Source organism: Pseudomonas sp. P5_152 (assembly GCF_033989915.1).
Classification (GTDB): domain Bacteria; phylum Pseudomonadota; class Gammaproteobacteria; order Pseudomonadales; family Pseudomonadaceae; genus Aquipseudomonas.
In genome coordinates this window covers 615,724-636,191 of record NZ_JASFAH010000002.1, presented here as the reverse complement: position 1 = coordinate 636,191, position 20,468 = coordinate 615,724, and the positions used below count along the sequence as shown (strand labels likewise).

The following is a 20,468-nucleotide window of genomic DNA, read 5'->3' as shown; positions in this document are numbered from 1 at the left end:
CTCGGACTCTCCACCTGAGGAACACCGACACTCAGCGGTTCAGACCAGCCGCTTGTGCATGATGATGGTGCGTTCGGCGCCATGCAGCTGGTCGCGAACCTTTGCATAGCCGAGCCGGCGATAAAACCCCTCGGCGGTGAGCGAGGAGGGCACACGCAACTGTTCGAGGCCGGCCTCGGTGGCCGCTGCGTGAATCACCGCCATCAATTGCTGGCCAATACCACGGCCTTGATGACCCGGCTCGACGAACACGCTGCGCACCACGTCCTGATCGAGGCTGGCCGTGGCGACGATCTGCTGTTGCAGGGTCGCCACGTAGACCTGGCGTTGCGCCAGGAATTGCCGGATCGCTGCCGGGGAAAAATGCTCCACCACCTGGGCAATGACCGTCGGCGGGTAGTCCTGGGCATTGGAGTGGCGCAGCGCGGCGATCACCACCTGGCTGATAGCGCTGGCGTCTTCGGCACGGGCGCGGCGTACCTGGCTGTTCATGGTGCGCTTGTCCTTAATGGCTGGAAGTTCCAGTCCGCGGCCCGTACCAGCCGGCAGAAAGGCCCCGCCAGCGTCGCATTGTGGTGGGCGACTATCTGCTCGGCGCTCAACACCTCGGTGTCGCTGCAACTGTGGGCGTCCTCGACCAGCACGGCGTCCAGGCCCAGGTCGCGGGCGACACGGCAGGTGCTGTCGACGCAGTACTGAGTCTTCAGTCCGGCGATCACCACGCCCTCTGCGCCACGCTCCCGTAGCCAGACGGCCAGGGGCGTGGCGGCAAAGGCGCTGGGACGGTACTTTTCGAAGATCACTTCATCGCCCTGTAGCCGCAGTTCATCAATCAGGTGGGTCAGCGGGCTGCCCGGTTCGATCGGCGACCCGGGCGGGCCGACGTGCCGGGCCAGGAACACCGGCGCGCCGGCCTGGTGCGCCTTGTCCAGCAGCAGATTGACCGCGTCCAGCAGTGCGGCACTGCGCCAAAGCGGGTCCGGGCCGTGGAACAGGCCAACTTGCATATCGAGAATCAACAGTGCGTGCATGCTGCATTTCCTTGTCGTAAACCAGCAACAGCGGCGCAAAAAAAGGCCCCGTCCATTGCTGGCGGGGCCTTTGGGGTAACGTGTGCTTAGCCGCTCACGGCACCTCTCACGACCCGCCCTGGGCGGTCGTGGTAAAGGTGGTCGAGGTCGTGCGGGGCTGGTTCATGGTCCTGACACTAGCGTCACCGTGCGGAGTTGGCAAGTGAGTTGTGCCGACATCAGCGCTGCGCTTTATCGACCGCCGCATCCAGGGCCGCCAACGCCATGGGAATCATTGCCAGCAGGCGAGCCTTGGCGATCCCGTCTCGCGCCTGGACCGACAACCCGTGCAGCAGGGTCGCGTAGCAGTCACCCAGGGACGTTACGTCGGTGCGCGCGGGCAACTCGCCGCTACGCACTGCCTGCTCCAGGCGTTCGATGATCGACTGGGTCCGGTTGCGCCGATGCCCAGCCAGCCACTCGCGGATGCCGTCGTTGTCGGGCGAGCAGTTGGTGGCTGACGAGACCACCATGCAACCCTGTGGCCGACCGGGCAGGGTGTACAGCTCGACGGCGTCCCTGAGCATGCGCTCGATAGCGTCGCGAGCACTGCTTTCCCCGGCCAGGGCGGCGTCGGCAAAGGCTCCATCGGCGGACTCGTAGAGGGCGACGGCTTCTCGAAACAGTGCTTCCTTGGAACCGAACGCGGCGTAGATCCGCGCCGACGCGATGCCTAGCGCCTCGACCAGGTCGGACATGGACGTGGCTTCGAAGCCGCGCCGCCAGAATATATCGCGGGCGTTGCGCAAGGCTTGATCGCGGTCGAACTCTCGGGGTCTGCCAGCCATGGGTTGGGGTCTCTTGGGGGAAGGGTCGTGGGGCTCGGCGCTATTATTGGTCGATCGACAAAAAAAGCAAGTCGACGTATTGACGGACTTTGTTCAACGTCTCTATTCTTTGTCGATCGACAAACAAATGGAGTGAACGATGAAAACCCTCAAGGGACCGAGCTTGCACCTGGCGCAATTCAGTGACGTCGCGCCGCCGTTCAATAGCCTGCCGGCCATCGCGGCCTGGGCTGCGGACCGTGGATTCAAGGCGCTGCAGATTCCGGCCTGGGATGAGCGCTTGTTCGATGTGAGCCTGGCGGCACACAGCCAGGATTATTGCGATGAGATCAGCGGGACCTTGGCAGAGCACGGCCTGGTGATCAGCGAGTTGACTACACACCTGTTCGGGCAACTGGTGGCGGTGCATCCGGCCTATGACAGCTTGTGCGATGGGTTCGCCCCGCCAGCGCTACAGGGCAATGCAGCCGCCAAGACCGAGTGGGCGCTGGAGCGCTTGTTGTTGTCGGCCAAGGCTTCCCGCCGATTGGGGTTGACGGACATGGGCACGTTCTCCGGCTCGTTTGCCTGGCCCTATCTGTTCCCGTTCCCGCAGCGCCCCGCGGGCCTGATCGACTCGGCATTCGACGAGTTGGCCAAGCGCTGGCTGCCGATCCTCAATGCCTGTGACGAGGAGGGCGTGAACCTGTGCTACGAAATTCACCCTGGCGAAGACCTGCACGACGGTGTGACGTTCGAGATGTTTTTGCAGCGGGTGGGCAATCATCCGCGCTGCAAGATCCTCTTCGACCCCAGTCACTTCGTGCTGCAGCAACTCAACTACCTGGACTATCTGGACATCTACCGCGATTTCATTCGGATGTTTCACGTCAAGGATGCCGAGTTCAATCCGACCGGGCGCCAGGGCATCTACGGTGGTTACCAGGGATGGGCCGATCGCGCAGGGCGGTTTCGTTCCCTGGGCGATGGCCAGGTCGATTTCAAGGGGATCTTTTCCAAGCTGGCACTCCATGACTATGCCGGCTGGGCGACGCTGGAGTGGGAGTGCTGCCTGAAAGACCAGGATGACGGCGCCAGGCAAGGCGTGGCGTTTATCAATGAACATATCATCCGAGTCACGGACAAGGTGTTCGACGACTTTGCCGGCGCCGCCGTCGACCAGGCGCAACTGGACGCCATGCTCGGCCTGGCCCGACCTGCACTTCAAGGGCGGGCATGAACATGGATCTCTTCGAACAGCAGGCGTTCGCCGGGCGCGCACACGAGCATGGTTACGCCGAGGTCGACGGCAGCCGCATTCATTATGTGACCGAGGGTCAGGGGGCGCCGGTACTGTTGATTCCCGGTTGGCCGCAAACCTGGTTGACCTGGCGGCATGTGATGCAGGCACTGGCGGCGAACGGATTCCAGGCGATCGCGGTGGATCTGCCGGGCACCGGGCTCTCCGATAAACCGCAAGAGGGTTATGACACAGGGGCCACGGCCAGGCGTTTGCACGGTTTGATGCAGGTTCTCGGCTACGAGCATTACGCGGTGGTTGGCCATGATGTCGGCATGTGGGTGGCGTACGCCCTGGCGAGCGATTATCCGCAGGCGGTTGAATGCCTGGTACTGACGGAGGCAGTGATACCCGGATTGGCGCCGGCGCCGTCGATTTTTGCGCCAGCGGGGCAGAACATATTTCTCTGGCACTTCATGTTCAACCAGTTGCTCGACCTGCCCGAGGTATTGATCGCGGGACGGGAAGCCCAGTACCTGGCCTACATGTTTGCGCAATGGTCGGTGCGCCAGGAGCGAGTCGCGGTACAAAGCTACATCAACGCCTATGCGACGCCGGGTGGGCTACGGGGTGGGTTCGGCTATTACCGGGCGATCCCTGAGACCATCGCGCAGAACCAGCGGCGAGCCGCCAGGCCGCTGGAAATGCCGGTGTTGGCTATCGGCGCGGAACATGCGACCAACGATGCGCCGCTGCTGACGATGCAAGGCAACGCGCTGAATCTGCAAGGCGCGATTGTGCCAGGTTGTGGTCACTTCATTACGGAGGAGGCGCCCGAGGCGTTTGTCGCGCATCTGTTGCCGTTTCTGCTGGCATCGCCAGCATCGCGGGGCACTGTGCAGCGTTGATGGGCTGCTGCCAGCGCCATGGACAGGCGCTGGCAGGCTTGGCGGATTAACGGATGAAGGCTTGCAAGTCGCTGTTGAGTTTGGCGATCGCCGCCTTGAAGTCGTTGGTGGTGATCTTCTGGCTGGAATTTTCCAGGGTCTTGCCGAAGAGTTTGCGCACTACCCGGGCCACAGTCTGGTTGGTGCGGGCGTCGACCAGTTCGGCCTCGATGAACAGTTCGGTGTCCTGGTCACGATGCCCGGTGGCCGCGCTGACCCCGCCGACGACAGCGGCGATGGGCACCACTTCATACCATTTCATGCCTTCGTTGGAGGCGCTGACGCCGGTGATCGCCGCACGCAGGATCAATACGCGGGAACCGGCAGGCGCCGCTTGCGGGGTGGGTACGATGCGGTACTTCGTGCCCAGGGTGGCTTTGGCCGAGCTGGTCATGTAGCGCTGCAACTCATCCAGGGTCTGGCGGTTGACCCGTTCATCAGGCTTGGGCGCCGGGTACAGTTCCAGCTTGTTGAACGCCACGGTGTCGTAAGCGTTGGCGTTCCAGGACGGGCTGACCCAGCGCATGGCTTTCTCGCCGCTGGTGGTGGTGACTTCTTCCATGTTGTTGTAGTTGGACAGGAAGCCGGAGTACTGCTCCCGCTCAGTGACTTTCGAGGTGCAACCACCCAGTAACAGGCTGGCCAATGCGGCGCCGAAGATCATTTTTCGCGTCAAGCTCATAGGGTGTGACTCCATGTATTTAAGTTCGGGTTGCAGGGTCTCAAAACTGCCAGTTCATGTTGCCGGCCAGGGCTTGTATCCAGGCGTTATCGAATTGCCCCAAAACTCGCTCGCCTGACTGGGATTTGCTCTGATCGTCTACAGCATAGGGCTCCTGTGGCAATGCGCCAGGATTCTGCCATCGGTATTCCACGCCGCTGTTACAGGTCAATCGCCAGGCTGCGCGGGCGAGACAGTTACTGGTAGCGGATTACGATGCCTTTGAGTTTGCGGCCCTGGATGGTCTCGATATCGCGGCTCCACAGCGGTCCGCTGACGTAGGCGGCCACGGGCTGGATGTGGTCGTAGACCACCACCACGGCGTCTCCGCCGATCTTCGCCGCTTCATCCTTGAGTTTCTGCTCGACGTCGGTGATAGGCGGGGCAGGGTCGACACTGGCATCGACCAGTATTTCACCCAGGCGCACATGGGGGCGCGTTGGCTCAACCCGCAGTACCTGGACGTTGGCCGCCAGGGTCGGGCCGGGATGCGGCCCGCCGACGTAGGCGGTGGTCTGGGCATCGATGCTGGCGCAGGCACCGAGCAGCAGGCTGATCAGGGTAATTGTCAGCCAGGAAAGCGTGTTTTTCATTGCACAACTCCGTCATCCAGAAATGGGAGGGTTCAATCGCCGTTCTTCATGTGAAAAAAAGCCTAGCACAAGGTTTTCCGCGCGCCGCTGCGGACTGCGAAAGGGTGCCCGCCGAGCACGATCAGAGGACCTTGACCGCCCGGCCGATGAACTGGATCGGCCCGGTGGGTTTGCCGGTCGGCGAGCCACCGGGGTTTTCCAGGGTCAGTTCGAACAACTGGTTGGGCGTCAGAGGAGGCAGTTGGTCCAGGGGCACCTGCAGGCGTTGCCCGGGCTTGACCAGGCCCAGGGACACCGGCGCCTGCCAACCCTCGGCCTTGGTCCAGAACTGCAGGGCCTTGTCGGCAGGCACCTGGGCCACGCCCAATGGAATCAGTTGCATCTCCCGGGAATCGCTTGCCTGGATGACCCAGCCTGGGGCCTGACTCTGTGGGGCCACCAGCACCACCAGGTAGGAGGTCACCGGCTGGGGCGTGGTCCGCGTCAGCAGCACGCTACCCAGCACCAGGGTCGCGGCAAGGCCGGCGCCGGCGAGGCCGCGCCACAGTGCCAGACGGTCCCACCAGGTCGGCGTTGTTGTCGGGGCAGGCGCAGTTGCCACAGGTCGATCAAGGGCGTCGAGGCTACGTTCGATGCGGCCCCATAGGCGTGTGCCAGGCGGGTGGGGTGGGGCCAGGTCGGTCAACTCCAGCAAGCGCCGCTCCCAACTGGCGACCGCCAGACGCAGGTCCGGGTCCACGGCCAGGCGTTGCTCAACCTCACGCCGTTGTTCGGCCGCCAGGGTGCCCAGCACGTATTCACCTGCCAGTTGGTCATTGTCGTCGGGGCTCGTGTTCATCCAATGCACTCGCGTAATGCCGCCAGGCTGCGTTTGATCCAGGCTTTGACGGTGCCCAGGGGCGTGCCCAGTTTTTCGGCAATCTGCCCATGGGAGTAACCATCGACATAGGCATGCAACAGGCAATCGCGGCGGGCCGGCTGCAGTTGCTCAAGGCAGTCATAGATCCGTCCCGAATGCCCGTGCAGGTCGAAGCCCGGCGAGGCGTCTTCGTGGTCTTGGTCGATGGGCACCAGCCTGGCGCTGTTACGCATGAAGTTAAGGGCCAGATGCCGGGTGACACTGAAAATCCAGCCGCGCGCTGTCCCCAGTGCCGGATCGAAACTGGCGGCTTTGGTCCAGATCCGGATAAACGCGTCGTGCACGATGTCTTCGGCCAGGGCGGTGTCCCCGGCAATGCGCCGGGCCACCCCCAACAGGCGGGCGCTCTCCTGCGTGTACAGGTCGCGCAGGGCCTGGTGGTCGCCTTGCGCACACGCCGTCAGGCACGCTTCATAATCAAAACCGGGCTCGGGCAAGGACAATGGATCCGCCATCGACAAGGTGAAACCGCCCCAGCCCTGAGGCTGGGGTGCCATTGCAGCAGGTTAGACGAGTTTCCCTGCGGCGGGTGTTTTTGCCCCGCGCTGTTAGTTGGCCGCCCAGAACAGGTAGTCGGCCTGATAGCTCACGACCTCACGCTGCCCCTTGTTGGCGGCGGTGCAGGCGAGGCTGGGCGCGACACCGCCGCGAGTAGCCACGCGCTGGATGTAGCTGACGCCGGTCATGGCACCTTTACCTTGTGCCGGGTTGGCCTTGACCAGTTGATAGGGCAGGTTGCCGCTGGACGAGGGCGCGACCGCCAGTTGGGTACCGGTGATGGTCGAACCATCCTTGGCCTGCCAGGTGGCGGGCGGGCCAAAGTAGCTGCCCAGCATTTGCCCATCACGACCATTGAGCGTGGCTTTGGGGCCGACAAAAAACCACTCGGTCTGGCCGGGCGCATTGGCTTTGTCGCGGCACTCGTAGGTGATTTCGCCAACCCCCACGCTTTCCAGCACCAACTTGTGTCCCGAGGGCACTTTGATCGGGTCCGGTAGATTCGTTTGCGCGTGGGCGAGCGACAGCGCGCTCATCAGGCAAGTCGCGGATAACGCAGTAGTGAGGTGGCAGAGCAATTGTCTGGTGTTCATTGAGGTCTCTCCAACAGGTTGAACAGCTCGGCAGCGCAGGGGCTGCTACCTGTACTACCCGCCAGGAAGGGTTTTGGATGCAGGCGCCGGAAAAATAAATGACCGCCTGATTAAACAGCCTGAAACAACTTGCTGCAGGCCTTCAGGACGCCGTTTCGTCGAGGCGGTGCAGCGCTCTGGCGCCGGGTTTATGCCCCATATCGCGGGGCCACGGTGCGGTAGCCGCCGTCCTACGTTTGTTTAATCGCGGCGCCGACGGGGAATATCACGGCACATCCTGTGCATCCCTTGGTACCATCGGGCATATCTATATGAAGATTTAATGTCTGGAAGCATATTTTTGTGAACATCATTCGTCACTGGTTGCAGCACCCGCGCGCGCGCCTGATTGCCCTGATGGGCCTGGTCCTGGTGGCGCCCCTGTGCCTGCGAGCGGCCATGGGCTGGTCGGACCCGTTGGGTTATCTGTCGGACCTGGGCATCGGCAGCCTGCTGGTGCTGCTGTTGCATCGCCGTCCCTGGTGGTTGGCGCTGCCGGTGTTGCTGGTCTGGGGCCTGTTTACCGTGGCGACGGCCGAGTTGGTCAGCGCAGTCGGCCGCTTGCCCAATGCGGCCGACCTTAACTACCTGATCGATCCGCAGTTTCTCGATAAATCCACCAGCGGCAGTTTTGCCCAGCCGTGGCTGGCCGCCAGCCTGATGTCGGGGCTGCTGGTGTGGCTGCTCTGCCAATGGGCAGGTCGCGGCCAACCCGCGACGCGCCTGCCGCGCAGCGCCTGGGCCGCCCCGGCGTTGCTGCTGGTCGCGCACTGGGGTGCCCAGTACCTGCACCCGACGGAGGCCGATCAATGGCAGCTGTTCAACCTGCCGCACCAGTTGCTGGCAGCCGGCGTCGGCGAGGTGCAGATGCGCGCCGAAGAATGGCTGGAAGGGGATGTGGTCGATGTGCCGCCGCAGATGGCTGGCCTCACTCAATTGGACCTGGACGGGCAGCAACTGCTTGGCGCGCCGGGTCGTGCGCGCAATGTGCTGATCATCACCCTTGAGGGCATACCCGGGGCGTATGTCGGGGTCAATCGCCAGGCCTTGCACAGCAGCTATCAGGAAAACCTGATGCCCAACCTCAGCCGCTGGGCCGAGCGCGGCATGAACACCCCGGACTATGTGCTGCACAGTCACCAGACCATCCGTGGCCTGTACGCGATGCTGTGCGGGGACTACGACAAGCTCGACAACGGCACGCCCAAGGGCGTGGAGATGCTCACCCAGACCGAACGCAACCAGGCCTGCCTGCCGGCCCAACTGCGCCAGCACGGCTTCGCCACCCATTACTTGCAGGGTGCCGGCCTGCGCTTCATGGCCAAGGACAAGATCATGCCGCACATCGGCTTTGATGCGACCCATGGCCTGGAGTGGTTCAGCAACAGCAACTACCTGGAATTCCCCTGGGGCAAGGACGACAAGGCCTTCTTCGAAGGCGCGCTGGATTACGTCGGTCAACTGAAAAAACAGAAACAGCCGTGGATGCTGACCCTGCTGACTGTGGGCACGCATCAGCCGTACTCGGCACCGGACGAGTACCTGCAGCGCTATGACACGGCCAAACAGGCCGCCGTCGGTTACCTGGACGACGCCCTTGGGCAATTCCTCGATGGCCTGGAACGCCAGGGCATTCTCAAGGACACCCTGGTGGTGATCACTTCCGACGAATCCCACGGCATCGATGGTGTGCGCCTGGCCTCGTCCTGGGGCTTCAACCTGACACTGGCCCCCGAGCAGGAACAACTGCCCCGGGTCAAGCAAGGGGTCTATGGGCACGTCGACCTGAGTACCTCGATCCTCGACTATTTCTCCTTGCCGGTGCCGCCGAGCCTGAGTGGCCGCTCGTTGTTTCGCGACTATGCCAGCGGCCGTGAAATCATGTCCTACACCAACGGCAAGCTGCGTTATCACGATGGCCAGGGCACCCTCACCGAGTGCGATTTCCAGCAGCGCTGCCGCTATTACAACAGCGCGGGGTTCATTGCCGACCGCGCGACCTTCGCCGGCCAGTACGGCGGCCTGCGGGCCCGTCAGATCAGCGCCCGCGCCGAGGCCCTGGACCGCACACTGCTGCGCACCCCGCTGAACCAGCGCTACCAGTTCGGCAGCCCGGCGATCATCCCGCTGCAGGCACAGATCAAGGACGACTGGGCCGACAACCTGATCGGCGCGCAGTACCTGGAAATGCCCAAGGGCTCCCAGACCCGCGTGCGCCTGACGGTGCGCTCGGTGGACCCGCAAGAGAAGGTCTACATCCTGCTCAAGGCCAAGGAGCTGGAACAGGACGTGCCGCTGGGCCTGCCGCAAGAAATGCTGGTGACCGGCGATCAACCGCTGGAGATGAACTTCAGCTTCGACAACCCCGAGTCACGCAAGGCCTTTTCCTTCCACCTGCTGGGGTACGGGGTGGGCGCGGTCGAGGTCAGTGATTTCACGGTGATCACCGAAGATCCGGGGCAACCGGAATCGTTGGACGATATTCCGGACGAGGCAATTGTGCATTCGAGCTGAAGCCTGCAGCTCGCCCCAGGTTGTCGCGCAGGCACTTCAACTCCCGGACATCCTTGGTGACGGTGGTCTGGGCGCGGTGGGATTGGGATTAGGCAAGCAGGCCGGCGTTCTTCAGCAGCGGATAGAGGCCTTCGGGTACCAGGGGCGACGTGGCGGTGAAAGCCGAGCTGTCTTGCCAGGTGACCTGAAAGGCCATGCCGTCGCTTTCGTGACCATCGAGGTGGGGCATCTGGTACAGGTGCTGATCGCGAAATTGTCCATCGTAGACCTGGACGATTTCATGCCCCGGGATGTTGTTGTACGTGAACAGGCTTTCCAGCGTGCCGACCAGGCGCAGGTTGTGGATCGCCAGGTCGAGCTCTTCCTGGACTTCACGCTCGATCGCCTGGGCACTGGTTTCACCGAACTCGATGCCACCGCCGACTGGCCGGAACAGGCTCTGTCCGGTGACGGGGTCGACGAAGCGATGGACCAGGATTTTTCCCTGGTGATGGAACACACAAAGCGCGAGCGCGCGGATGCGGGGCGTTGTCATGAGCTGAAGTCCTTTTGCAGGTGATGCGCGAGATAGCACCAGGTCCCAGGGCATGATAACGCGGCGACCGGGCTTGAAACCATGGGCCAATAGCGTGAGTCCGGGTATGCGATGGTCGTCAACGATGACGTTCCAAGCCTGATCCACCGCGGTGCTCTTGCGTCCATCGCGAGCAGGCCGCAAGCGGGCACCCGCTCCTACAGTGGTTTTGTGGTGCCCGCAGATTTTGCATATACCCATCAAACCTGTGGGAGCGAGCTTGCTCGCGATGGTCGTCAACGATGACGCGCAAAGCCTGATTCACCGCGGCGCTCTTGAGTCCATCGCGAGCAAGCTCGCTCCCACAGTGGTTTTGTGGTGCCCGCAGATTTTGCATATACCCATCAAACCTGTGGGAGCGAGCCTGCTCGCGATGGCCGTCAACGATGACGCGCAAAGCCTGATTCACCGCGGTGCTCTTGCGTCCTTCGCGAGCAGGCTCGTTGCCGGCACCGCTGCCTGTTCCGTCAAGCGTGGTGCGTCATGCTCAGTACTGGGCGCGCAGGGTCAGCGTGAGGTTGCGCGGGTCGCCGTAGAAGTTGGTGCCCCAGGATGCATCCACTCGGTCGTAGTACTTGCGATCGAACAGGTTGTTGGCGGTCAGGGTCGTCGACAGGTTGTCGTTGATCTTGTAGCCGACCTGCGCCGTGGTGATGCCATAGCCGCTCTGTTCGAAACGCACTTCACGCTGGAAGTACGTCTTGCTGACGACCCGTACACCACCACCGACGTTGAAATCCTTGAGCGGGCCATCGGTGAACTGGTACTTGGTCCACAGATTGAAGTTGTGTTTGGGGGTGATGGTGCTGAAGGTCTTGCCTTCGTTGCCGTCATCGGCCTCCAGGGTCTTGGTGGTGGTGAAGGCGTAGCCGGTGACCAGGCTCCAGTTGTCGCTCAGGTTGCCGCTCAACTCGGTTTCCCAACCCTGGCTGCGGGCTTTGCCCTGGGCCTCGTAGGCAGCTGTGAGGTTGTCGTATTCGGCGCGGTTTTCGTCATAGATGCGGAACACTGCCACGCTGGCATTCAGGCGTCCGTCGTAGAACTCGCGCTTGAGGCCCACTTCATATTGCTTGCCCTTGCGTGGGCCGATGGGCGAGCTGTCGCTGCCGATCTCGCTTTGCGGCTTGAACACCCCGGTGTAGCTGGCGTAGGCCGACAGCTCGGGAGTCAGCTTGGCGATGAGCGCACCGTAGGGCACCACCTTGCGGTTGATGCTGGTGTGGGCGCTGCTGAAATTGTTGAAAAACGCGTTGGCATTTTGCGCGTCGCTTTCGTACCAGCTCACGCGGCTGCCGCCGACCACGTCGAGCCAGTCGCTGACGTTGAGCTTGGCGCGGGTATAGAAGCCGTACTGATCGGATTTGGACCAATTGCCGTTGTTGCGCTCGTAATCCTGCTTGGGGATGTCGATGCTGCCCGGATCGAACACGTTGATCGGGAAGTAGTCGCCGCCGCCGTAGGTGAAGTCCTTGTCCAGGTGCTGGTACTCGCCACCCACGGTGAACTCATGGCTGCGCTCGAACGCTTCGAACGGGGTGGTGACGAAGCTGTCCACGCCAATGGTCTTGATGTGGGTGTAGTAGTTGTAGGCCACGGCCCAGCTGTCACCGGTGGCCGGGTCGACGGCGCCATCGGCCCAGGTGAAGTTGCGCTTGGGGGTTTCGGCGTCACGGTAGGTCAGGGTGGTCTTGAACTGGCCGCCGTTGTCCAGGGCGTGGTCGACTTCGGCGAAGCTCTCCCAGACTTTTTCGTTCAGTTCGTTCCACTTGGCATCGACGAAGGTCGAGCGTGGGACGTCGAGCAAGCGCCCGTCGGCGTAGGCCGGTAAGCCGAATGCCGGGGTGGAGTGGTTCTGCTGATAGGCACCGCCAACCGACAGGGTAGTGGACGGGTCGAGGTCGAACTCCAGGCGGCCATAGACCATCGGCCGTTCGTTCTGGGCATAGTCGACGAAGGACTGGTTGTTCTCGTAGGCAGTGATGAAGCGGCCGCGCACGCTGCCCTGTTCGTTCAGCGGGCCGGTGACGTCCACCGAGGAACGGTAGTGATCATAGGAGCCTGCGCCCAGTTCGCCACCCAGGGCAAACCGGCCCAGGGCGCGCTTGCGCACCACGTTGATGGTGCCGCCGGGCTCACCGGCCCCCTGGTACAGGCCCGATGGACCACGCAGCACTTCGACTCGGTCGTACATCGCCAGGTCGAAGCTGGTGGCCATGTCGCCCTGGCCGGTGGGTTGGGAGACTCCGTCGACCTGCACCTGGTCGACGAGGAAGCCGCGCATGTACACGTCGTTGAGGCTGGAACCTGAGTTGTAGGTCTTGATGGTGGCCCCGGTGACCTGGCGCATGGCGTCCTGCAGGCTGTTCATGTTCTGGTCGTCCATGCGCTGGCGCGTGACCACCGACACCGACTGCGGGATGTCCTTGAGCTTGATGTTGCCCTTGCCGATGCTGACTTCACTGGTGGTGTAGGAGTGGGTGTCTTCGGTGGTGACGCCCAGGCCCTGGCCGGTAATCGCGGTCGGCGCCAGTTGCAGGGCATCGCCGTTCGCCGAGCGCACCAGGGTGAAGCTGGCATCGGCGCGCTGCTGCAGGTCCAGGCCGCTGCCGTGCAACAGGTGGCTGAGGGCTTCCAGTGGTGAGTAGTTGCCGTTCAGGCCGGGGCTTTGCAGGCCATCGGTGAGACTGGGGTCGAACGACAGGGCGATGTGACTGGCGGCGGCGAAGCGCGACAAGGTCTGCCCCAGGGTACCGGCGGGAATCTGGTAGCTGCGCGCCTGGGTGTTGGCCAATGGCTGTGGCTCGGCAGCCCAGGCCTGGGCGCAGGTGCCACTGAGCAGCAGACTGAACAGCGCATGGCAGGCCGTGCGGCGAAACGGCGGGGTGGATCCTTGGGGGCGGACAACGGACATTGAGAGGTGATCCTGTGGGCAAGGGAGAAGGTGGATTCTTCCCTTGCCAGCCGAGCGCGAAAAAAGTGCCAGGGTTGGGTGAAAATATTTTCCGCGGCTACGCCTGGGCAATCGTCACCCAGTAACCGCCCAGGCGTGAGGTCACTCGCACCGGGTAGGTTTGGCTCAGCATGCTCAGGGCGCGACGGCTGTCGTCCAGGGGGAACGCGCCGGAGATCCGCACCTGGGCCACGGCCGGATCGCAGCGCAGCACTCCAGGGCGGTAGCGCGCCAGTTCGGCGGCGAAGTCGCCCAGGCGCATGCGGTCGGCCACCAGCATGCCTTGGGTCCAGGCGGTGCGAGAGCTGTCGGTGGCGCGCATGGCACCGATCGCTGAGGCCGAGAATGCGGTCTGTTGACCGGCCAACAGGATGGTCGGGGTTGCCTGGGGCTGTTGGTTCAGCTCGATTCGCACCCGCCCGTCGAGCACGGCCAGGCGCGTGATGCCGGTTTCTTCGCGCACGTTGAAGAGCGTGCCCAAAGCTTCCAGGCGACCCTGCTCGGTGCTGACCCGCAACGGGCGGGCAGGCACCTGGAGATCGGGTGCGGTCTGCACCAGGATTTCACCTTTGCGAACCCGGATCAGGCGCTGCAGCGGGTCGAAATTCACATCGATCGAAGTATCGGTATTGAGGGTCACCCGGGTGCCGTCGGCGAGGGTCAGGCGCCGACGTTCGCCAATCGGCGAGTGGTAGTCGGCGCTCCAGCCCTGGCGTTGGTCCAGTTGCCAGCCCAGCCAGGAGGCCGGCGCCAGCGCCAACAGTGCGGCCAGGCGCGCGAGCTGTGTCCGGCGCTGGGGATTGGCCGGGCGGTCGAGCGCCGACAGGGCCAGGTCCGCGGGTAGGCCGCCGAGGGTGCCGAGCAGGGCTTCGGCGCGCCGCCAGGCCCGCTCGCACTCGACGTTGCTGGTGCGCCATTGCTGCCATTGCGCGAGTTCCTGGGCGCTGAGGTTGCCTTCCCCAAGGCGCATCAGCCATTCGGCGGCCTGTTCCAGGACAGCCGGGTTAATGCTTGTCGGGCTGCTCATTCGGGCATCAACGTCAGGCATTGCAGGAACGCCTGTTTGATGTAGCGCTTGACCGTGGTCAGCGACACGTCGAGTTGTTGGGCAATGTCTTCGTACTTCACGGCGCTGATCTGGGCGAGCAGGAAGGCGCGCTTCACCAGCGGCGGCAAGGTGTTGAGCAGGGCATCGACCTCATGCAGGGTTTCCAGGATCAGGTAGCGCAGTTCGGGGGAGGGCGCCTGGGACTCCGGCAGTTGGGCCAGTGCCGAAAGGTAGGCGCGTTCCAGTGCCTGGCGTTGGTACCAGTTGATCAGGATGCCCTTGGCTACGCAGGTCAGATAGGCCCTGGGTTCGACCAAGTCTGGCACTGACTTGGCGGCCAGGATGCGGATGAAGGTGTCGTGCATCAGGTCTGCGGCCTCTACCCGGTTTCCCAGTTTTCGCTGCAGCCAGGCGTATAGCCAGCCTTGATGGCCCACGTACAGGGCTTCGACGTGCTGCTGGTGAGTGGCGGTTGGAGAGTCGCTCATCGCGTTGGTGGTTTTTTGTTAGTGAGAATTATTAGCAATAGTAACGGGGCGGGAATGTCTACGGCAAGAGCGGTGCGGTGGTGGGTGAGTGGTACGGGCGGGCGAGGCGGCCTACCGGCCGGCCTGCTTTCCCGCACTGGAATATCTCTGTGGGAGAGGGCCGGGCGGCGCTCCGTTTGGCCGCGATGGCGGTCTCGCCGCGTTTCGCTGACTCACCCAGCCAACTCCCGTTCCTCCAACGCCAACTGCTTGCCGTGCACGCGGTTGACCCACCAGCCGAATCCTGCGGCGGTGAAGAACATGATGAAGCTGTAGATGGCGGCCGGGATGGCCATGGTGGAGTTGTTCAGCAGGCTTGGGCTGAGTGCCAGGGCGATGGCCAGGGTGCCGTTGTGGATGCCGATTTCCATGCCGATGGCCACCGCCTGGCGCTGGGGTAGGCGGAGCAGGCGGGGGACGCCGTAGCCGATGGCCAGGCTGAGCAGGTTGAACAGCAGGGCGGCCAGGCCCACGACCGGCGCGTAGTCGACCACGGTCTGCCAGTCCTTGATGAAGGCGATGGTCACCGTGCCCACGAGGAATAGCGCGGAGACGATTTTCATCGGTTTTTCCATGCGGTTGGCAAAGCGTGGCCAGTAGCGCCGCACCAGCATGCCCAGGCCGACCGGCAACAGGACAATCGCGAACACCTGCAGCACCTTGGCAAATTGCAGGGGGATGGCCTGGTCGGCGGACATGAAATACAGCAGCGACAGGTTCACCAGCAACGGCATGCTGAGGATCGCGATCATCGAGTTGACCGCCGTCAGCGTCACGTTCAACGCCACGTCGCCGTGGGCCAGGTGGCTGTAGAGGTTGGCAGTGGTGCCGCCGGGGGAGGCGGCCAGCAGCATCAGGCCGACGGCCAGTGCCGGTTCCAGGCGAAAACCCTGGACGATCAGGAAGCACAGGAACGGCAACACCAACAATTGGCAGACCAGGCCGATCAGCACAGGCTTGGGGTATTTCACCACGCGGGTGAAGTCGGCCAGGGTCAGTGACAACCCCAGGCCCAGCATGATGATGCCCAGGGCAATGGGCAGGAACGCGGTCAGCAGGGGTGTGGCGGTCATGGGCGGTCGGCTCGAGGGTAAGGAGGCTCACCAAGGTGTAGCACGCAGTCTGGAAATGCACAGGTCGCCAGTTGTTACAAAATCCCCATTGACGGCTGGGCCCCGCCACGACTGGTTCGCCCGCCGGCAATTGCGTAACATTCAGCGCCTTTTCCCGCAATTCTCCACGGCCGGCTGCCCCGGTCGCCATTTTCAGGTAAGCCATGAAACCTCAACGTCTGCGCGCCGATGTCCTGGCCGGACTCACCACGTCTTTCGCCCTGTTGCCCGAGTGCATCGCCTTCGCCCTCGTGGCCCACCTCAATCCGTTGATGGGGCTCTACGGCGCCTTCATCATTTGCACCCTGACCGCGCTGTTCGGCGGCCGCCCGGGCATGGTCTCCGGTGCGGCCGGTTCGATGGCGGTGGTGATTGTCGCGCTGGTGGTCCAGCACGGCGTGCAGTACTTGCTCGCCACCGTGCTGCTGGGCGGGCTGATCATGCTTGCGTTCGGCCTGTTGCGCCTGGGCAAGCTGGTGCGCATGGTGCCGCATTCGGTGATGCTGGGGTTCGTCAACGGCCTGGCGATTATCATTGCCCTGGCGCAACTGGAGCATTTCAAGAGCGGGGAAGCCTGGCTCAGCGGGACGCCGCTGTACCTGATGCTTGGCCTCGTGGCCGCGACCATGGCGATTGTCTATCTGATGCCACGCCTGACCCGGGCGGTACCGCCGGCCCTGGTGGCGATTCTCGGTGTCGGTGCGGCGGTCTACCTGCTGGGCCTGCCGACCCGTACCCTCGGGGACATGGCGCACATTGCCGGCGGCTTGCCGGTGTTGGCATTCCCCGACTTGCCCTGGACCCTCGAGACCCTGCGCATCATTGCTCCCTACGCGGTGTTGATGGCGCTGGTGGGGCTGCTGGAAACCCTGCTGACCCTGAACCTGACCGATGAGATCACCGAGAGCCGTGGTTACCCGGACCGTGAGTGTGTGGCGCTGGGCGCGGCCAATATGGTGTCTGGGGTGTTCGGGGGCATGGGCGGCTGCGCGATGATTGGCCAGACCGTGATCAACCTCAGCTCCGGTGGGCGCGGACGGCTCAGCGGCGTGGTGGCCGGGGTGATGATCCTGCTGTTCGTGCTGTTCCTGTCACCGCTGATCGAGCGCATTCCCCTGGCGGCTTTGGTCGGGGTGATGTTCGTGGTCTCGCAGCAGACCTTCGCCTGGGCCTCCCTGCGGGTGCTGAACAAGGTGCCGCTGAACGATGTGTTGGTGATTGTCGCGGTGACCCTGGTCACGGTTTTCACTGACCTGGCCACTGCGGTGTTGTGCGGGATTATCATTGCCGCGCTCAACTTTGCCTGGCAGCAAGCTCGCCAGCTGTATGCCGACAGCCATCTGGAACCCGACGGCAGCAAACTCTACCGGGTGCATGGCACGCTGTTCTTCGCCTCGACCACGCCGTTTCTCAACCAGTTCGACAGTGCCGGCGACCCACCCCAGGTGACTCTCGACTGCCGGCACCTGAGCTTCGTCGACTACTCGGCCATCGCCGCCCTGGACACCTTGCGCGAGCGCTACGCCAAGGCCGGCAAGCACCTGCGCGTGCTGCACCTGTCCGAGCGCTGCAAGAAACTGCTCAAGCGCGCCCGAGTGGCTCACGACTAAGGGGCAGGCTCGGGTCGTAGCGTTCGTTCTCGATCGCGTTGATGGTGTCCCCGGTGTCCTTGACTCTCCCCCCAGGGGCAGAGTCTATGCTGGCCGCCACAACAGGGAACAACGAGGCGCTATGAGTCAGTCATGTCTGGTCACCGGGGCCAACGGGCACCTGGGCAATACCCTGGTCCGGGCCTTGCTCGGGCAGGGCTATCGGGTCCGGGCCGGGGTTCGCGATATCGACGACCGCGCGGCGTTCCAGGGCCTGGATTGCGAACTGGTGTACGTCGAACTGCTCGACGAAGAGGCGTTGTTCCAGGCGCTACAGGGCGTTGAGGTGTTGTTCCAGGTGGCGGCGGTGTTCAAGCACTGGGCCCGCGATCCCCAGGCCGAGATTGTCCAGCCGAATGTCGAGGGCACTCGCCGGGTCTTGCACGCAGCGAAGCGCGCCGGGGTCAAGCGGGTGGTCTACGTCAGCTCCGTGGCGGCTATCGGTCACAACGGGCAGGCGCTGGATGAGCAGCAGTGGAACGTCGAGCCGGACAACGCCTACTACCGCTCGAAGATCCTCGCCGAGCAAGTTGCCTGGGACACGGCGCGAGCCCTGGACCTGTGGATGGTCGCGGTCTTGCCTTCGGCCATGATCGGCCCGAACGCGACGCGCCTGACTGACACCATGGGGTTCATCGAGTCGGTCAGGCAGCGCAAACTGCCGCTGGACCCGGGCTTTCATTTCAATTTTGTCGATGTGCGGGACGTGGCCGCGGGCATGATCCTGGCCGCGCAGAAGGGCCAGCCTGGGCAGCGTTATATTCTGGCCAACGAACATTGCTCGTCCCTGGCGCAGATCATCGACGCGGCCAACGCGGTCGCTCCGGGCTATCGGCTGCCCGCGCCGGCGCCGCGCTGGCTATTGCTGGCGCTGGCGTGGATCGAGGAGGCGCGGGCGCGGCTGACCGGGCGGCCGGCGCAGCTGTTGCAAAGTCAGGTGCGGATGTTCCATCAAGTGCGCCAGCAATACTGCATCGACAAGGCCAGGCAGCAACTGGGTTATGCCCCGCGCACGCCCGAGGCCGCGCTGCAATCAGCCTTCAGCTACCTGGGTAACCGCGCGTCGTCGAGCTGATACCAGCAGGCCTTCGCCTCGAGGCAACTGTGGCTTTGCTTGGCGGGTTGGAACGGGGTGTCCAGGGTCGCGACGGCAATCGAGATCCAGTCCGGGAACGCGCCCCGGGCATTCGACCAGAACAGCGATGAACCGCAGTGCCCGCAGAACTGGCGGGTGACCCCGGGGGAGGATTCGTAGGCCTTGAGCAGCGACGCCTCGGCCGTGATCGCCAGCGCCGACCTGGGCGCACTGGCATAGGTGGCGAATGCCGCGCCATGGGCTTTCTGGCATTTGCGGCAATGGCAATGGGTGAAGGCCTTGAGTGGGCTGCTGAGCTGGTAGCTGATGGCGCCGCACAGGCAACTGCCGCGGTGTGACTGATCCATGTCCCGAGGTTCCTGCATAGTCGTCGAATGGCTCACAGGATGACATCCAGGCCCCAGCCCGCCAAGCCGCACCCCAGCACCACCTTCCACGGCGCGACCTTGGCGAACATCAGCGCCAGCAGTGCCACCAGGGCCAGGACAAAGTCTGCCGGGGTGAGGATGGCGCTGGTCCAGACTGGCTGATACAGCGCTGCCAGCAGCAGGCCGACCACCGCGGCGTTGATCCCGAGCATTGCCGCCTGCATGCGCAGGTTGCGCCGCAGCCGCTCCCAGAACGGCAGTGCGCCGACCACCAGCAGGAACGACGGCGCGAAAATCGCCAGCAGTCCCAGCAGGCCACCGAGCCAACCCGATTTTGGGCCCTGCATCGACGCACCGAGAAAGGCCGCGAAGGTGAACAGCGGCCCAGGTACCGCCTGCGTCGCGCCATAGCCGGCGAGGAAAGTCTGATTGCTGACCCAGCCGTTGGGCACCACTTCGGCCTGCAGCAACGGCAGCATCACGTGGCCGCCGCCGAACACCAGCGAGCCGGTGCGGTAGAAGGCATCGAGCATGCTCAGGGTCGGGCTCGCCAGCAGTTGGGCGAGGATCGGCAGGCCCACCAGCAGCACCGCAAACAGCACCAGCCAAAACAGCCCGGCGCGCGGGCTGACGGTGATCGGCAACGGTTCGTGCTCGAGGGTGGGGGCCGGCTTGAACAGCAACAGCCCGGCAATCCCGGCTGTGGCAATCACCCCGACATGGGCCCAGGCAGTTGGCAGCATCAGCACCAGGCACGTGGTAGCGGCCATCAGCAGGATGCGCGGGAGGTCCGGGCACAACAAACGCGCCATGCCCCAGACCGCCTGGGCGACTACCGCCACCGCCAGCACTTTCAAGCCATGCACAATGCCGCCGGGCAACACGTCGCCGTAGTTGTGCAGGCCGAGGGCGAACAGGATCAACACCAGGGCCGAGGGCAGGGTGAAGCCGCACCAGGCGGCAAGCGCGCCACGGTAGCCGGCCCGTGACAGGCCCAGGGCGATGCCGACCTGGCTGCTGGCCGGGCCGGGCAGGAATTGGCAGAGCGTGACCAGCTCGGCGTAGCTGCGCTCACTCAACCAGCGCCGACGCACCACGAACTCCTGGCGAAAGTAGCCCAGATGGGCAATCGGGCCGCCGAAGGAAGTCAGGCCCAGGCGCAGGAACACCCAGAAGACCTGCCAGGGACTGCGGTCTGCGTTCAGGGATGGGGGCATTCAGGGCTCTGCGCAAAAGACGGGGA

General features: G+C 63.7%; 20 protein-coding genes and 1 pseudogene. 5 read left to right on the top strand and 16 right to left on the bottom strand.

The window, feature by feature from the left end:
- Window positions 1-39: 39 nt before the first annotated feature.
- The 3 genes from QMK50_RS02700 to QMK50_RS02690 form a co-directional block, all read right to left on the bottom strand.
- Complete coding sequence (locus QMK50_RS02700; RefSeq protein WP_320332465.1) at window positions 40-492, bottom strand: GNAT family N-acetyltransferase; 453 nt, start codon at window positions 490-492, stop codon at window positions 40-42.
- Complete coding sequence (locus QMK50_RS02695; RefSeq protein WP_320332464.1) at window positions 489-1,031, bottom strand: cysteine hydrolase family protein; 543 nt, start codon at window positions 1,029-1,031, stop codon at window positions 489-491. Before QMK50_RS02695 ends, QMK50_RS02700 begins: the two co-directional genes overlap by 4 nt.
- 218 nt (window positions 1,032-1,249) lie before the next feature.
- Complete coding sequence (locus QMK50_RS02690) at window positions 1,250-1,858, bottom strand: helix-turn-helix domain-containing protein (RefSeq protein WP_320332463.1); 609 nt, start codon at window positions 1,856-1,858, stop codon at window positions 1,250-1,252.
- Window positions 1,859-1,997: 139 nt separating this feature from the next.
- Here QMK50_RS02690 and QMK50_RS02685 point away from each other — a divergent pair, with 139 nt between their 5' ends.
- Window positions 1,998-3,077 carry a sugar phosphate isomerase/epimerase gene (locus QMK50_RS02685; RefSeq protein WP_320332462.1) on the top strand — a complete coding sequence of 360 codons (1,080 nt, stop codon included), beginning with the start codon at window positions 1,998-2,000 and terminating at the stop codon, window positions 3,075-3,077.
- 2 nt (window positions 3,078-3,079) lie between these two features.
- On the top strand, window positions 3,080-3,985 hold the full coding sequence (locus QMK50_RS02680) for an alpha/beta hydrolase (RefSeq protein ID WP_320334483.1): 906 nt from the start codon (window positions 3,080-3,082) through the stop codon (window positions 3,983-3,985).
- 46 nt (window positions 3,986-4,031) lie between these two features.
- Here QMK50_RS02680 and QMK50_RS02675 read toward each other — a convergent pair whose 3' ends face one another.
- The 6 genes and pseudogenes from QMK50_RS02675 to QMK50_RS02650 form a co-directional block, all read right to left on the bottom strand.
- Window positions 4,032-4,706 carry a DUF3313 domain-containing protein gene (locus QMK50_RS02675; protein ID WP_095169880.1) on the bottom strand — a complete coding sequence of 225 codons (675 nt, stop codon included), beginning with the start codon at window positions 4,704-4,706 and terminating at the stop codon, window positions 4,032-4,034.
- A 40-nt stretch (window positions 4,707-4,746) separates the two neighbouring features.
- A pseudogene (locus QMK50_RS02670) lies at window positions 4,747-4,894 on the bottom strand (transporter); the annotation flags it as partial.
- A gap of 48 nt (window positions 4,895-4,942) precedes the next feature.
- Window positions 4,943-5,338 (bottom strand): hypothetical protein, encoded by a 396-nt coding sequence (locus tag QMK50_RS02665; RefSeq protein ID WP_095169881.1) that lies wholly within the window; start codon window positions 5,336-5,338, stop codon window positions 4,943-4,945.
- Between the two features lie 121 nt (window positions 5,339-5,459).
- On the bottom strand, window positions 5,460-6,176 hold the full coding sequence (locus QMK50_RS02660) for an anti-sigma factor domain-containing protein (protein ID WP_320332461.1): 717 nt from the start codon (window positions 6,174-6,176) through the stop codon (window positions 5,460-5,462).
- Window positions 6,173-6,754 (bottom strand): sigma-70 family RNA polymerase sigma factor, encoded by a 582-nt coding sequence (locus tag QMK50_RS02655; RefSeq protein WP_320332460.1) that lies wholly within the window; start codon window positions 6,752-6,754, stop codon window positions 6,173-6,175. The genes QMK50_RS02660 and QMK50_RS02655 overlap by 4 nt, the downstream gene beginning before the upstream one ends.
- Window positions 6,755-6,805: 51 nt before the next feature.
- Window positions 6,806-7,348 carry a DUF3455 domain-containing protein gene (locus tag QMK50_RS02650; protein WP_159996551.1) on the bottom strand — a complete coding sequence of 181 codons (543 nt, stop codon included), beginning with the start codon at window positions 7,346-7,348 and terminating at the stop codon, window positions 6,806-6,808.
- 396 nt (window positions 7,349-7,744) lie between these two features.
- Here QMK50_RS02650 and QMK50_RS02645 point away from each other — a divergent pair, with 396 nt between their 5' ends.
- Complete coding sequence (locus QMK50_RS02645; RefSeq protein WP_413787319.1) at window positions 7,745-9,901, top strand: LTA synthase family protein; 2,157 nt, start codon at window positions 7,745-7,747, stop codon at window positions 9,899-9,901.
- Window positions 9,902-9,989: 88 nt separating this feature from the next.
- Here the strand turns inward: QMK50_RS02645 and QMK50_RS02640 are convergent, their stop codons facing one another.
- The 5 genes from QMK50_RS02640 to QMK50_RS02615 form a co-directional block, all read right to left on the bottom strand.
- Window positions 9,990-10,436: an NUDIX hydrolase gene (locus QMK50_RS02640; protein ID WP_320332458.1), complete on the bottom strand. Its 447-nt coding sequence runs from the start codon at window positions 10,434-10,436 to the stop codon at window positions 9,990-9,992.
- Between the two features lie 526 nt (window positions 10,437-10,962).
- Entirely contained in the window at window positions 10,963-13,386 is a 2,424-nt protein-coding gene (locus QMK50_RS02630; protein ID WP_320332457.1) for a TonB-dependent siderophore receptor, read from the bottom strand.
- A 97-nt stretch (window positions 13,387-13,483) separates the two neighbouring features.
- A complete protein-coding gene (locus QMK50_RS02625) occupies window positions 13,484-14,452 on the bottom strand; it encodes a FecR family protein (protein WP_320332456.1) in 969 nt (322 codons plus the stop codon).
- Window positions 14,449-14,961 (bottom strand): sigma-70 family RNA polymerase sigma factor, encoded by a 513-nt coding sequence (locus QMK50_RS02620; RefSeq protein ID WP_095169889.1) that lies wholly within the window; start codon window positions 14,959-14,961, stop codon window positions 14,449-14,451. Before QMK50_RS02620 ends, QMK50_RS02625 begins: the two co-directional genes overlap by 4 nt.
- A 212-nt stretch (window positions 14,962-15,173) precedes the next feature.
- A complete protein-coding gene (locus QMK50_RS02615) occupies window positions 15,174-16,073 on the bottom strand; it encodes a bile acid:sodium symporter family protein (RefSeq protein WP_095169890.1) in 900 nt (299 codons plus the stop codon).
- Window positions 16,074-16,276: 203 nt separating this feature from the next.
- Here QMK50_RS02615 and QMK50_RS02610 point away from each other — a divergent pair, with 203 nt between their 5' ends.
- Window positions 16,277-17,722: a SulP family inorganic anion transporter gene (locus QMK50_RS02610; protein ID WP_095169891.1), complete on the top strand. Its 1,446-nt coding sequence runs from the start codon at window positions 16,277-16,279 to the stop codon at window positions 17,720-17,722.
- Window positions 17,723-17,843: 121 nt separating this feature from the next.
- Window positions 17,844-18,836, top strand: a complete 993-nt coding sequence (locus QMK50_RS02605) for an NAD-dependent epimerase/dehydratase family protein (RefSeq protein WP_320332455.1) — start codon at window positions 17,844-17,846, stop codon at window positions 18,834-18,836.
- Here QMK50_RS02605 and QMK50_RS02600 read toward each other — a convergent pair.
- Together QMK50_RS02600 and chrA are read right to left on the bottom strand one after the other, a co-directional pair.
- Window positions 18,806-19,204 carry a GFA family protein gene (locus QMK50_RS02600; RefSeq protein WP_320332454.1) on the bottom strand — a complete coding sequence of 133 codons (399 nt, stop codon included), beginning with the start codon at window positions 19,202-19,204 and terminating at the stop codon, window positions 18,806-18,808. The two genes, QMK50_RS02605 and QMK50_RS02600, sit on opposite strands and share 31 nt — an antisense overlap.
- 32 nt (window positions 19,205-19,236) lie before the next feature.
- Window positions 19,237-20,442: a chromate efflux transporter gene (gene chrA / locus QMK50_RS02595; protein ID WP_320332453.1), complete on the bottom strand. Its 1,206-nt coding sequence runs from the start codon at window positions 20,440-20,442 to the stop codon at window positions 19,237-19,239.
- Window positions 20,443-20,468 lie beyond the last annotated feature (26 nt).

Excerpts from the sequence above, each read along its gene's own strand:
- chrA (WP_320332453.1), bottom strand. The coding sequence starts at position 20,442 with ATGCCCCCATCCCTGAACGCAGACCGCAGTCCCTGGCAGGTCTTCTGG.
- QMK50_RS02630 (WP_320332457.1), bottom strand. The coding sequence starts at position 13,386 with ATGTCCGTTGTCCGCCCCCAAGGATCCACCCCGCCGTTTCGCCGCACG.
- QMK50_RS02700 (WP_320332465.1), bottom strand. The coding sequence starts at position 492 with ATGAACAGCCAGGTACGCCGCGCCCGTGCCGAAGACGCCAGCGCTATC.
- QMK50_RS02660 (WP_320332461.1), bottom strand. The coding sequence starts at position 6,176 with ATGAACACGAGCCCCGACGACAATGACCAACTGGCAGGTGAATACGTG.
- QMK50_RS02680 (WP_320334483.1), top strand. The coding sequence starts at position 3,080 with ATGGATCTCTTCGAACAGCAGGCGTTCGCCGGGCGCGCACACGAGCAT.
- QMK50_RS02695 (WP_320332464.1), bottom strand. The coding sequence starts at position 1,031 with ATGCACGCACTGTTGATTCTCGATATGCAAGTTGGCCTGTTCCACGGC.
- QMK50_RS02620 (WP_095169889.1), bottom strand. The coding sequence starts at position 14,961 with ATGAGCGACTCTCCAACCGCCACTCACCAGCAGCACGTCGAAGCCCTG.
- QMK50_RS02690 (WP_320332463.1), bottom strand. The coding sequence starts at position 1,858 with ATGGCTGGCAGACCCCGAGAGTTCGACCGCGATCAAGCCTTGCGCAAC.
- QMK50_RS02655 (WP_320332460.1), bottom strand. The coding sequence starts at position 6,754 with ATGGCACCCCAGCCTCAGGGCTGGGGCGGTTTCACCTTGTCGATGGCG.
- QMK50_RS02675 (WP_095169880.1), bottom strand. The coding sequence starts at position 4,706 with ATGAGCTTGACGCGAAAAATGATCTTCGGCGCCGCATTGGCCAGCCTG.
- QMK50_RS02605 (WP_320332455.1), top strand. The coding sequence starts at position 17,844 with ATGAGTCAGTCATGTCTGGTCACCGGGGCCAACGGGCACCTGGGCAAT.
- QMK50_RS02685 (WP_320332462.1), top strand. The coding sequence starts at position 1,998 with ATGAAAACCCTCAAGGGACCGAGCTTGCACCTGGCGCAATTCAGTGAC.
- QMK50_RS02615 (WP_095169890.1), bottom strand. The coding sequence starts at position 16,073 with ATGACCGCCACACCCCTGCTGACCGCGTTCCTGCCCATTGCCCTGGGC.
- QMK50_RS02665 (WP_095169881.1), bottom strand. The coding sequence starts at position 5,338 with ATGAAAAACACGCTTTCCTGGCTGACAATTACCCTGATCAGCCTGCTG.
- QMK50_RS02650 (WP_159996551.1), bottom strand. The coding sequence starts at position 7,348 with ATGAACACCAGACAATTGCTCTGCCACCTCACTACTGCGTTATCCGCG.
- QMK50_RS02640 (WP_320332458.1), bottom strand. The coding sequence starts at position 10,436 with ATGACAACGCCCCGCATCCGCGCGCTCGCGCTTTGTGTGTTCCATCAC.
- QMK50_RS02625 (WP_320332456.1), bottom strand. The coding sequence starts at position 14,452 with ATGAGCAGCCCGACAAGCATTAACCCGGCTGTCCTGGAACAGGCCGCC.
- QMK50_RS02645 (WP_413787319.1), top strand. The coding sequence starts at position 7,745 with ATGGGCCTGGTCCTGGTGGCGCCCCTGTGCCTGCGAGCGGCCATGGGC.
- QMK50_RS02600 (WP_320332454.1), bottom strand. The coding sequence starts at position 19,204 with ATGGATCAGTCACACCGCGGCAGTTGCCTGTGCGGCGCCATCAGCTAC.
- QMK50_RS02610 (WP_095169891.1), top strand. The coding sequence starts at position 16,277 with ATGAAACCTCAACGTCTGCGCGCCGATGTCCTGGCCGGACTCACCACG.